Genomic DNA, 11510 nt, shown 5'->3' on the forward strand with positions numbered 1-11510 from the left:
AGGTGGTAGGCCGCTGAATGAGAGGACTGACTCCCTCGCGCAGACGCGGCGGCATCAACGTCACGACGGTGATCTGCACCACGAAGGCGCCACAGATCCGGCCGAGCCGAGCGCTGCCGGCCCGCCGTCGGGATCGCATGGAATCTGTTGCGGTATCGCGCATCGGCCATCCACGCCCTTTTCGGTCCTACCGCCTGGTAGACGTCTTTTCGGCGGACCCCGGCGATCAGCGGCGGGCCGCTTCTTCGAACGCGGTCCGCGCCTTGTCGATCGCGTTGGCCGAGTTGCCGTGCAACCCGGCGTACCGAGTGAGGTTCTCCGCCGGGAAGAGCTGCACCGACCGTCCGTCCTGGCTGTTCCAGGCGAACGTGGCGTGCAACGGTGCGCAGCCGTCGTGGCCCCGCATCGCGCCGTGTTCTCCCGGGACGCGCTTGATGCCCAGGCCGTACGCGCCGGCCTGCGGGTTGCCGGCAGCCAGGCGCATCGAGGTCCGCGGCGGTCGGCGGGTGCCGGTGTCGGCGCAGCCGGCCGCCAGCCCCGAAGTCCGGGAGCCGCGGTGCACGCAAGCGAAAGTCCCGAGCCCGAACACTGACACGGGGGCGGCGATCGCGGCGGTAACGCAGACTCCTGGAGCCTGTCGTCTATTCATGCCGCTCATCGTGACGACGCGGTCGCCGAAGAACTTCTCCACCATTGCCGGGCCGCGCGCGCCCTGCCGCCGTGGTCGCCCGGGCGATTCCGAAATCAGGAGCCTTATAGCAGCCCACTCAAGCGCTGAGCACTTTCAGAGGGTGAAGTCGCAGGTTCCTCGACGACCACGACACCTGGCTCACCCTGACAACCGTCACGAAGCTCTACCTCGGCTTCGACGACCCAGGTCGACCAAGGCCGCCACGCCTCACCTCACCAGCAGCCTTCGAAGCGCTCCGCCAGACGGCTTCGTCATGTCGTCGTTCGGTGCAAGCCGTCGAAGGCGGTCTCGAAGAGGGGTTGCAGGTAATCTGGCGATTCGTTGACCTTGGCGATGGCGACGATCAAGTCGAAGATCTGCTCCAGCGTGAGGTCGTCGCGGATCTGTCCTGATTTCTGGGCCGCGGCCAGCAGGGGACGACCCGCTTCGATGGCTCGGCCGCGGTGGCTGGTGATGCCGTCCCGGTCGGTGTGCTCCAGCAGTTCAGAAATGATCAGCCGTTTGTGCGGAATGAACGCGATCTGCAGACGCAGCCAGGCGATGAGAGCTGACGCGGGGGTCTGGCCGGGCTCGATCGTTGCCGCGGCGCAAATCTGATCGACCTCGTCCGCGTAGAGCGCTTCCAGGAGCTCCTGCCGGCCCGGAAAGTTGCGGTACAGGGTGGCCATACCCACCCCGGCGCGACGGGCGATCTCCGCCATGGAGATGTCGGGGACAGGATCGGCGAACGCCTCCCGGGCCGCGTCGAGGATCTTGTCACGATTGCGCTCTGCGGCTGCCCGCCGCCTGGGGAACGCCGTCTTGCCTGCCTCCATGAACTCCTCCACGCACGCTCTTCGTGTTCGGGTAGGCCCGCCAGGACCCGCGCCTCTCAAGTGGACAGCCTATCCGGTATCGCCCTACGCTTAACGGACAGGCTATCCGGAAAAGCTTCGAGGAGCACAGCCATGCCCAACCGATCGCACCTCTCCCCAGGCGCCGGCGCATCCGCGCCGGCAGATGCGGATCCCTCACACGGGGTGGCCAAACGAGGTGTGGCGCTCGCGGCCGTCGCCGCCGTGGCGTGCGTGGCGCAGTTCATGGTGGTGCTGGACTCGTCCATCGTGAACGTGGCCCTGCCGGCCATGAAGTCGGGCCTGGGCCTGGCGCCCTCCGCCCAGCAGTGGGTGGTCAACGGCTACCTGGTCGCTTTCGGCGGTCTGCTGCTCTTCGCCGCGCGCGCCAGCGACCTGTTCGGACGCCGCCGTGTCTTCCAGATCGGTCTGGTCGTCTTCTCGGTGGCGTCCCTGGTCGGCGGGCTGGCGCAGGACGGCTGGATGCTGCTGGCGGCCCGGGTGGTGCAGGGCGCGGGGGCGGCGGCGCTTGCACCGTCGAGCCTGAGCCTGATCACCGCCAGCCACAGCGAGCCCGCCCAGCGCACCCGCGCCATGACGTGGTGGGGCGTTGCCGCCTCCAGCGCCGGGGCGGCCGGCATCGTGGTCGGCGGACTGCTGGCGTCGGTGAACTGGCGGTGGGTGATGCTGGTCAACGTGCCCATCGGCGTCGGCCTGCTGATCGCGAGCCTGACGTTCCTGGCACCGACCGCGACCGGACAGCGGCGCTCTCGTATCGACCTTCCCGGCGCGATCACCGTGACGCTGTCGGCCGCGGCACTCGTCTACGGCGTCTCGGTCGCGCCTGACGCGGGCTGGGGAGCGACCCGCGTGATCGTCTCGCTCGTGGCCGGTGTGCTCCTGCTCGCGGCGTTCGTGGCCGTCGAGCGTCGCACCAGTGAGCCGCTGGTCCCGTTGGCGATCTTCTCCATCGCCAACGTGCGCATCGGCAATGTTCTCACGCTGTGCATGGGCGCCGTCATCACCGCACCGCTGTTTTTCCTCTCGCTGTATCTGCAGCAGGTTTTGGGACAGAGCGCCGTGCGCACCGGACTGTCCCTGCTCCCCATGGTCGCCGTCATCAGCGTCGGAGTGCTGCTGTCCCAGAAGCTGATCCCCCTCGTCGGAGCCCGCCGCCTGGTGGTGACAGGCGGGACCGTCGCCGCTGCGGGACTGGTCTGGGCGGGGCAGCTTCCCGCCCACTCCGACTACGTCGCCCACGTTCTGCTGCCCACCGTGGTCGTGGGTGCGGGCACCGGCCTGACGATGATGCCCGCGATCGTCGCATCGACCAGCGGCATCGACCCCCGCAACGCCGGCGTCGCCTCCGGGCTGATCAACATGTGCCGTCAACTCGGCGCGGCCCTCGGCCTGGCCGTCCTGGTCACCATCGCCGCCACCGTCACCAGCCACAGCACCAGCAGCGGCGACTCGGCCGTCGTGGACGGCTACCGCATCGCCTTCTACGCGCTCGCCGCCCTCAGCCTCGTCACCGCCACCCTGGCCCTGCGGCTCAGGCCCGCCCAGAACACCGCAGCCACGACGAACCCGGCCGCCACCGACTGAGCCGTACCGCCACCACGGTGGAGAGCCTGTTCACCGCGGCCGCATCGTGACCCCGCCCCAATACCCGCACCGGTCGGAAGGAAGCAACCCGTGCCTGTCAACGCCCCCTGCGGACCCATCGTGGGAATCACGCGCGAGGCCCACACCGCCTACCTCGGCATCCCCTACGCCCGCGCCCCCTACCCCAGCAACGCCTTCGACACCCCCCAGCCGCGTGAGAGGTTCACGACCTGCTTCGAGGCGACAAGTTACGGCCCCAGCCCCGCCCACCCCCACGTCGGCCAGGAACTCTTTCCCGACCCCGTCGTCGCGGGCGATGAAGCCCTCAACCTCAACGTCTACGCCCCGTCCCACGGCGACGGGCCCTTCCCAGTGATCGTGTGGCTGTACGGGGGCGGCTTCTTCACCGGCAGCAACGCCAGCCCCTGGTACGACGGAGCCTCCTTCGCCCGCGACGGCGTCGTCTTCGTCGTCCCCAACTACCGTGTCGCCGCAGAAGGGTTCATGATCCTCGACGACCAGGTCGCCAACCGCGCCCTGCTCGACATCACCGCTGCCCTGGCCTGGGTACGCGACAACATCGCCGCCTTCGGCGGCGACCCCACCAACGTCACCCTGGCCGGACAGTCCGCCGGCGCGACGGCCGCCCTCGCCCTCACCGGCGCCCCTGCGGCTCGCGGCCTGTTCCGACGCCTGGTCGTCATGAGCGCCGGGACTCCTCTGCTCACGCCGCTGGAGCGTATGAGGCAGCTCTCTGCCGACTTCGCGGACCAGCTCGGCATACCGCAGACCCGACAGGCCGTCTCCGCCACGCCGACCGCGCGCCGCATGGAACTCGAACAAGCCTGGCTGCCCGGAGAAGTGCGGGCACCCGCCGAGAGCGTCGACGACCGCGCCCGCCGGGCCGGCCGGGACGCACTGCGCTGGCAGCCCACCCTGGACGGTGAAGTCGTCACCACCACGCCCGAGGAAGCACTCTCCGGATCCGGCGCGGTGGAGGCCCTGCTGATCGGCACGACCACACAGGAATGGAACTTCATCCTCGGCGACCTCACGACCGCTCCCAGCACCGACGCCAGCCTCAAGGGCATGGCCAACCTCGGCTTCACCGCCGACGACCTCGACACCTACCTCAGCCGGCTCGGCAGCAGGAATCCCGGCCACGCACTCGCCCAGGCGTTGAGCGACCGCACTTTCCGGCGCCCCGCTCGCCGCATTGCCGACACCGCCGCCCGAGCTCGCATCCCCACCTACACCTACCAGTCCGCCTGGCCCGTTCCCCTCTTCGGCGCCGCCCACTGCGCCGACCTTCCCTTCGTCTTCGACCACCTGGACGCACCCCAGGCGCCCGAGCTACTGGGACCGGACGCTCCCCGGCACATGGCCGAGCGCATGCACACAGCCCTCATCCGCTTCGCACACGGCGACAATCCGGGCTGGAGCGCGTACACCGTCGACGAGCGCCGCACCATGGTCTTCGACCACGATTCCTACGAATGCACCGACGGCCTCGCCAAGACCCCCAACAACTTGAAGAAGTTCACCTGATCCTTCTCCCGCGGGGAGGGAATCAGCGCTGTTCACAACTGATTTCGTGCAAGGTGATGTGCAGCCCGACGCGTGGTCGGCGAAGCGGGAAGAATCGCTGGTGCGTATCGGTCCGGTTCGGGCGGGTGGACCTGCGGCTGCGGATGCGGGCCTGCGTACGCGGCCGGCTGGGACCGGTCGACCGCAAGAACGGATGGCAGTTGGCCGGCCAAGGCGTCGGGGACCTCGTCCGCGCCCGACTCGATGCCGTCGAGGGCGGCGGTGACGACCTGGGCGGGGCCGACCTTGTCGGGGAACGGGAACTGCGCGCCCATGTCGGTGTCCACCGGCCCCATGAGCAGACCGACGACGTGCGTGCCCTGCCCCTTGAGCTCGAACCGCAGCCCGTCGGCGAGGCTCCACGCGGCGGACTTCGTCGCACTGTAGGAGGCGAAGCCGGGGACGGAGAGCCATGCCACTGCGAAGGACCGGGGCTGGACATTGATGACATCCCTTCGAGGAACAGTGGCCGGCTGGATGGGCTGAGGCTGGGTACCGGCGGTGCGGGCAGTGCGGTGGCCCTTCGAGGCCGTTGCGCCGCGCGGCTTCGTCACCGCGGGCGGGCGGCGTCCAGCGCCGGGGCGAGCGGCTGCTCCTGGCGGCCGGTGTCGGAGGGGGTGTCGGGTCCGGGCTGCGGGGGGTGGGCGGGCAGGAAGGCCCCGGCGAGCAGTGCTCCGGCGGCGGCGACGAGTCCGGCGACGATGCAGCCGATGCTCAGGCCGTGGTCGAAGGCTCCGATCGCGGCCTGCCGTACGGCGTCGGCCAGGGCGGGCCGGCCTTGGGAGGCGAGTTGGCCGGACAGGCCGAAGGCCGCTCCGACGGAGTCGTGGGCGCGGGCGGCCGGGCCGGAGGGCAGTGACGCCGGCAGGGCGCTGCCGAGGCGGGTGGAGTAGACCGTGGCGTACACGCTGCCGATGACGGCGACGCCGAGGGTTCCGCCGAGCAGGCGGGTGGAGTCGTTGACGGCGGACCCGACGCCGGCCTGGTCGGCCGGGACCGCTCCCATGATGGACTCGGTCGCGGGCGCGGAGGTCAGGCCCATGCCCAGGCCGTAGAGGACCATCTGAACGGCGATGACCCCGTAGTGGAGCGTCGGGGAGATGGCGCTGGCGACCCAGAAGTAGAAGCCCGCCTGGAGGGCCAGTCCGGCCGTGACGATCGCCTTGGTGCCGACCCGGACGGCCAGCCGCGTGCCCAGGGTGGATCCGACGGCGACGGAGACCGCCACCGGCAGCAGGTGGACGCCGGTGGACAGGGGGCTGTAGGTCCGGACGAGCTGGAAGAACTGCGTGATCAGGAAGATGAATCCGAGCAGGGTGAAGAACGCGATCGTGACCGAGGCGCTGGCGGCGCTGAACCGCAGGTCCTTGAAGAGCCGCACATCGAGCATGGGCTCGGCGGCGCGGCGCTCGCCGACGACGAACGCGATCAGCAGGGCCAGGGCGCCGGTGAAGCCGGCGAGCGACGCCGTCGACGTCCAGCCGCGGCTGGGGGCCTGGATGACGGTGTAGACGAGCAGTGCCATGAAGCCGCCGGACAGGACCAGGCCCGGGTAGTCCAGGCGGCGCGGGACGGGGTTGCGCGATGCGGGGACGAACACGGCCACCAGGGCGGCGACGGTGAAGGAGACCGGTCCCAGGGCGTAGAAGATGCTCGACCAGGTGTAGTGCTCGAGCAGGAAGCCGCCCACGATGGGCCCCAGCGCGATGGCGACGCCGGCGGTCGCGCCCCACAGGCCGATGGACAGCGCCCGCTCCTTGCGGCCGGTGAAGGCGCCGGTGAGCAGGGCGAGCGTGGCGGGGAACGTCATGGCGGCGCCCAGGCCCATCACGGCCCGGGCCGTGATCAGCTGCGCCGGAGAGCCGGCGTACCCGCCGACGAAGCTGGACGCCCCGAAGACCAGCAGGCCGGCCATGAGCATGCCCTTGCGGCCGAACCGGTCCGACAGGCTCCCCGAGGTCAGCAGCAGGGCGGCGAAGACGAGGTTGTAGGCGTCCACGACCCACTGCAGCTGTGCGGTGGAGGCGCCCAACTGCTGGGTCAGCGTGGGGAGTGCGACGTTGACCAGGGTCGTGTCGAGGTTGATCACGAACGAGGCCAGCAGCAGGGCGGCGAGCAGAAGCGGTTTCGACGACGAACGAGTCATGGTTGAATATTAAGCACGGATGGTTGAGTTTTTCTACCGACCGATTGAAGAGGTATCTCCTTGCCGTACTCTGGGTGCATGCGGAGTTATGGTCAGTACTGTTCGATAGCCCGAGCCCTCGACGTCGTGGGTGATCGCTGGACGCTGCTGATCGCCCGGGAGCTGCTGCTACAGGGCCCGTGCCGGTTCACGGACCTCAAGAGGGGACTGCCGGGCATCGCGCCCAACCTGCTGTCCACCCGCCTGAAGGAACTCGAAGAGGCCGGGCTGATCACGCGCGAGGACGCACCGCCGCCGATCGCGACCGTCCTTTACACCCTGAGCGAGACCGGCACGGCACTGGAGCCGGTCCTGAAGGCGCTCGGGCTGTGGGGACTGCGGTTCATGACCGAGGAACGGCCGGACGACGCCTTCCAGGCACGGTGGCTGGCCTACGCCCCCGAATGGTTCACCACCGACGCCGACCCCGACGCCCCGCCGGCCGTCATCCAACTCGTCGCCGCCGACGAAGCGGCCGTCGTCGAACTGCGGGACGGCCAGGTCCGCACCCGGCTCGGCCGCGCCACCGAACCCGACCTGCTCCTCGAAGGACCACCGCGTGCCGTCCTCGGACTGATCAACGGCCTGATCGACCTCGAACGCGCCACCAGCATCGGCCTGACCGCCACCGGACGAACCGACCTGCTCACGCGCCTGCGCCCCGACGACCAGGACAGGGGTCGCACCCGCGACGCGTCCCGGGCCTGAGCGGCTCAGCAACCCGGCGCATCGGGGCGACATCGCCTCCCCCGCACCCGTCACCGAACAGGAACTCGCGCTCGCCGAGACGCTCATCGAGCAATTGGCCGCAACGTGGTGGCAGCTACTTGCCGGGCGAGTCCTTGGCCGTGAGCGCTGTGGCGGTGTCGATGATCGTCTGTTCGGTGGGACGGGGCTGCCAGCCGAGCGTGCGTGCTTTGCTGCTGTCGACGAGCCTCTTGCGACCGAGTTCGGAGCGCACCATCGCCATCTGCGGGTTCACTCGGGCCAGCAGTTTGACGATGATGTCGGGCATGGTGCGCGTGGGTACCTCGGTGGCTGCGCCTGGGAGCCTGTCGCGCAGGATGCGGGCGATGTCGCGGTACCACAGGAAGCTGCCCGAAGCGAGGAAACGCTGCCCCGCGGCGGCGGGACTCGTCATGGCCAGAATGTGCAGTTCGGCGACGTCACGGACGTCGACGACGTTCCAGCCGATGTTTGGGACAGCGGGGATTTCACGGGCGAGCAGGCGGCGGATGACGTCGGTCGTTCCTGCCCGGTTCCGCGGGCCCAGTGGGGGGCCTTGCATGAACGTCGGCAGGACGGCGGACAGTTCGAGCCCGGCCGCTCCGGCGAGCTCCCATGCGTCGCGCTCGGCGAGGATCTTCGAGTCCGGGTACGCACGCTGCGGGGTGCCGGACGGTTCGGCGAATGTCGTTTCGGTCGCGGGCGTACCCGAGTCGCCCGCACCGGCCGTGATGCCGGAAGAGGTGAGCACGGCACGCTTCACCCCGGCGCGGGCGGCGGCGCCCAGGACGCGGCGGGTGCCCTCTCGGGCGGTCTTGACGAGATCTACGCCTGAGTCGAAGGGCATCGGCGACGCGGTGTGCATCACGTAATGAGCGCCCTCGAAGGCCCTGTCCCAGCCCTCGTCGCCGAGGAGATCAGCGACAGCGAACGTGATACCCCCGGCCGCCTCCTGGCCTGCGTGCCCGCTGACGGCTTCACGCACCTGCTCCGCCTTGCCGATGCTGCGCACGGTGGTACGCACCCGGTAGCCGCGCTGGAGCAGGCCCGCGATCACCCAGCTTGCCAGGTAGCCCGTTCCGCCCGTAACGAGCACCGTCCCACCGTCGTCACCGTGAGTCATTTACGTCCCCTAATTCATTGAGTTTCTCATTGAGATTTTGAGCGTAGCATGGCCCCATGACTGCCGACCGTGATGCGACGACACCGACGACTCACCGCGCGGACGTCGAGCGGAAAGCCGAGATCGTCCGTGTTCTCGTGGAAGTGGGACACTCCGCGGACGCCGTCGTGGCCCAAGTGCTCGGGGAGTTCCGGGTGCCGGCCTCCGTCGCGGGCACGCTGTGGGCGCTTGCGCCGGGAACTGAGCCGCCAACGCTGCGGGACGTGGCGGCCCGCCTCCATTGCGATCCTTCGACGGTCAGTCTCGCCGCCGACAAACTTCAGAGCGCGGGACTCATCGCCCGCCGCCCTCACCCCTCCGACGGCCGCAAGCGAACCCTGGCCCTGACGGACCGCGGGCACGAACTATGGGAGGCGCTCAGGTCGCGACTTCACGCCTCCGGCCTCTTCGCCGGTCTCGACGCGGAGGAACAGCGCACCCTGCTCGCACTGCTGACGAAAATGCAGCCGCGACACTAGAGATCCACACGGCGTCGGCCCGGCCGGCCGCCGACGCCCTCATCGACGGATGCCTCGCCAGTACCGGACTTGCCCTGGTCGGGGCAGAGGGTCCACCTTGATCAGCTCGGGCGTTATCCGGAGGCCGGCCCAGCACCACCTGCTTCGGCCTCGCCCGCCGCCGGCTTGCCTGTGGCTGCTCGGGGTCCACGCGGGTCAACCACGCCAATCTCCCCGGACGGAACCCGCACCCTGAGCCCGTAGTGCATGTGCTTCACCGCGGGGCCGCCACACTCACCTTCCAGCTCGATTATCAGACAAAACCATGAGCTGATTGTCGGTGCTGGATGGAAGGCTATGGCCATGATTGGCGAGATACACAACGTCAAGATCGGTCAGCTGTACGAGAGCCGCCGACTTGCCCACGAGGCCGGCGTTCATCGACCGCTTCAGGCCGGGATCTGCGGGACAAAGAAGACCGGCGCCGAGTCGATCGTCGTGTCTGGCGGCTACAAGGATGACGAGGACTACGGCAACGTCATCATCTACACAGGGCACGGTGGCCAGGACGGCTCAAGGAACCAGGTCAGCGATCAGACCCTTGACGATCCGGGCAACGCGGCCCTGGTAACGAGCCACTTGGAGGGCCTGCCCGTCCGTGTGATCCGCGGGGCACACAGCGGTTCCGTCTACGCCCCCACCGGCGGGTACCGCTACGACGGGCTGTACCGCGTCACCAGCTACGGCAGCAAGCTTGGCATAGACGGCTTCCTCATTTGGCAATTCAGGCTCGAAGCATATGACGACACCCCGCCCCCCGAAGCGGTGCAGCAGGAGCTACCTGAGTCATCCGAACTACTCCCCGCGCCCGTGTCGGAGCAGCCGCCCACGGGGACAGAGGCCCCCGAGCGCGTGACCACGAGCGTGCAGCGCATCGTTCGCAGCACGGCTGTAACTCGGCAGGTGAAGAGCTGGTATGACGGTGCCTGCCAGATCTGTGCCACGACGGTCCAGCTCCCCGGGGGGAACTACAGCGAGGGAGCACACATACAGGCTCTTGGTGGCCCGCACAACGGGCCGGACATCACCGGCAACGTGCTCTGCCTTTGTCCCACGTGTCACGTCATGTTTGACGGAGGAGCAATCATCCTGCTGGATGACCTTACGATCGTTCGCCATGGCGAGCGCGCCGGCAGGCTGCACACGCACCCGACGCATGTCATCGACGTGGCCTGCGTAGCGAAGCACCGCGAGCGCTGGCGTCAGTAACACTCGGCCAGATCGACTCCGTGCCGGTCGGGACGACCGCCACACCGCACCGCGACGCCATCGTCCTCGCAGCCGTCTCCACGCCAGCAGATCGAGGCCAAATGGGACCCGCTGAACGTCTTCCAGCGCTCGCTCTCCGTGCGGCTGCCCTGATCCCATGGCATGAAGGGGGGCCCGGTCACCGGGCCCCCCTCAGTGCGCGCCGGGGCGCCATCCCCGGATCAGGTCGAGCACTTGCGGGGCTTGATCGCTGAGGTAGAAATGGCCGCCCGGGAAGAAGTGCAGCTCGAACCGGCCTGAGGTGTGCTCTGCCCAGGCCGCCGCCTCCCGTGGGGTGACCTTGGGGTCTGCGTCCCCGGTGAGGACGACGACCGGGCAGCTCAGCCGGGGGCCGCCGGCGTAGCGGTAGGTCTCCGCCGCCCGGTAGTCGCCGCGGACCGCGGGGAGGACCATCGCCGCGACCTCGGGCTCCTCCAAGAGGCTGGCGTCGCTGCCGCCGAGGGCCACGATCTCGGCGATGATCCCGGCGTCGTCCCGCAGGTGCACGGACTCGTCCCGCTCGATGCTCGGGGCCCGCCGGCCCGAGGCGAACAACACCTCGGGCACGATGCCCCTCGCCTCCAGCCCGCGGGCCACCTCGAAGGCGACCGTCGCGCCCAGGCTGTGCCCGAACAGCGCCAGCGGCTTGTCCGTCAGTTCCGCGACCAGTCCCACCAGTTCGTCGGCGAGCTCGCCGACCGAGGTGCGGCAGGGCTCCAGGCGGCGATCCTGACGTCCCGGGTACTGGACGGCCACGACCTCGACCTCGGGCGCGAGGGCCTTGGCCATCGGGAAGAACCAGCTCGCGGAGCCGCCGGCGTGCGGCAGGCAGACCAGCCGGGCCCCTGCCTCCACCGCTTGGTGGAACCGGCGCAGCCACAGCTCGGCGGTGTCGGCGGTCACAGACATGGCAGCAGTACCTCCGGGTGCGAACGATTTCGACATGCCCTGAAGC

At 69.3% G+C, this 11510-nt stretch carries 10 protein-coding genes and 1 pseudogene; 6 read left to right on the forward strand and 5 right to left on the reverse strand.

What is annotated here, in order from left to right; genetic code table 11:
* Positions 1 to 226: 226 nt before the first annotated feature.
* Together ITX44_RS20510 and ITX44_RS20515 are read right to left on the reverse strand one after the other, a co-directional pair.
* Positions 227 to 562 (reverse strand): hypothetical protein, encoded by a 336-nt coding sequence (locus ITX44_RS20510; protein ID WP_205358744.1) that lies wholly within the window; start codon positions 560 to 562, stop codon positions 227 to 229.
* 380 nt (positions 563 to 942) lie between these two features.
* The gene (locus ITX44_RS20515) at positions 943 to 1518 is read right to left on the reverse strand and encodes a TetR/AcrR family transcriptional regulator (RefSeq protein ID WP_307795395.1); all 576 of its coding nucleotides are present in this window, start codon (positions 1516 to 1518) and stop codon (positions 943 to 945) included.
* Positions 1519 to 1710: 192 nt separating this feature from the next.
* Between ITX44_RS20515 and ITX44_RS20520 the strand changes: the two genes are divergently transcribed.
* The 3 genes and pseudogenes from ITX44_RS20520 to ITX44_RS43220 form a co-directional block, all read left to right on the forward strand.
* Positions 1711 to 3129, forward strand: a complete 1419-nt coding sequence (locus ITX44_RS20520; RefSeq protein ID WP_205358745.1) for an MFS transporter — start codon at positions 1711 to 1713, stop codon at positions 3127 to 3129.
* A gap of 90 nt (positions 3130 to 3219) precedes the next feature.
* Positions 3220 to 4677: a carboxylesterase/lipase family protein gene (locus tag ITX44_RS20525; protein WP_307795396.1), complete on the forward strand. Its 1458-nt coding sequence runs from the start codon at positions 3220 to 3222 to the stop codon at positions 4675 to 4677.
* A 58-nt stretch (positions 4678 to 4735) separates the two neighbouring features.
* Positions 4736 to 4883: pseudogene (locus tag ITX44_RS43220) on the forward strand (IS701 family transposase); the annotation flags it as partial.
* 383 nt (positions 4884 to 5266) lie between these two features.
* On the opposite strand, the gene ITX44_RS20535 reads toward ITX44_RS43220, so the two are convergent.
* Entirely contained in the window at positions 5267 to 6862 is a 1596-nt protein-coding gene (locus ITX44_RS20535; protein WP_236061128.1) for a DHA2 family efflux MFS transporter permease subunit, read from the reverse strand.
* A 78-nt stretch (positions 6863 to 6940) separates the two neighbouring features.
* Between ITX44_RS20535 and ITX44_RS20540 the strand changes: the two genes are divergently transcribed.
* The gene (locus ITX44_RS20540; RefSeq protein WP_205358748.1) at positions 6941 to 7609 is read left to right on the forward strand and encodes a winged helix-turn-helix transcriptional regulator; all 669 of its coding nucleotides are present in this window, start codon (positions 6941 to 6943) and stop codon (positions 7607 to 7609) included.
* 115 nt (positions 7610 to 7724) lie between these two features.
* On the opposite strand, the gene ITX44_RS20545 is transcribed toward ITX44_RS20540, so the two are convergent.
* Positions 7725 to 8750, reverse strand: coding sequence for an NAD-dependent epimerase/dehydratase family protein (locus ITX44_RS20545; protein ID WP_205358749.1), 1026 nt, complete (start codon positions 8748 to 8750; stop codon positions 7725 to 7727).
* Positions 8751 to 8806: 56 nt separating this feature from the next.
* Here ITX44_RS20545 and ITX44_RS20550 point away from each other — a divergent pair, with 56 nt between their 5' ends.
* Complete coding sequence (locus tag ITX44_RS20550) at positions 8807 to 9268, forward strand: MarR family winged helix-turn-helix transcriptional regulator (protein WP_205358750.1); 462 nt, start codon at positions 8807 to 8809, stop codon at positions 9266 to 9268.
* A gap of 336 nt (positions 9269 to 9604) precedes the next feature.
* Entirely contained in the window at positions 9605 to 10516 is a 912-nt protein-coding gene (locus tag ITX44_RS20555; protein WP_236061130.1) for a YDG/SRA domain-containing protein, read from the forward strand.
* 192 nt (positions 10517 to 10708) lie between these two features.
* Here the strand turns inward: ITX44_RS20555 and ITX44_RS20560 are convergent, their stop codons facing one another.
* Positions 10709 to 11464, reverse strand: coding sequence for a thioesterase II family protein (locus tag ITX44_RS20560; RefSeq protein WP_205358751.1), 756 nt, complete (start codon positions 11462 to 11464; stop codon positions 10709 to 10711).
* Positions 11465 to 11510 lie beyond the last annotated feature (46 nt).

Origin of the sequence: Actinacidiphila acididurans, assembly GCF_016918855.1 — a bacterium.
GTDB classification, from domain to species: domain Bacteria; phylum Actinomycetota; class Actinomycetes; order Streptomycetales; family Streptomycetaceae; genus Actinacidiphila; species Actinacidiphila acididurans.

Coding starts and splice junctions, on each gene's coding strand:
- ITX44_RS20555 (WP_236061130.1), top strand. CDS start 9,605: ATGGCCATGATTGGCGAGATACACAACGTCAAGATCGGTCAGCTGTAC.
- ITX44_RS20540 (WP_205358748.1), top strand. CDS start 6,941: ATGCGGAGTTATGGTCAGTACTGTTCGATAGCCCGAGCCCTCGACGTC.
- ITX44_RS20560 (WP_205358751.1), bottom strand. CDS start 11,464: ATGTCTGTGACCGCCGACACCGCCGAGCTGTGGCTGCGCCGGTTCCAC.
- ITX44_RS20545 (WP_205358749.1), bottom strand. CDS start 8,750: ATGACTCACGGTGACGACGGTGGGACGGTGCTCGTTACGGGCGGAACG.
- ITX44_RS20550 (WP_205358750.1), top strand. CDS start 8,807: ATGACTGCCGACCGTGATGCGACGACACCGACGACTCACCGCGCGGAC.
- ITX44_RS20535 (WP_236061128.1), bottom strand. CDS start 6,862: ATGACTCGTTCGTCGTCGAAACCGCTTCTGCTCGCCGCCCTGCTGCTG.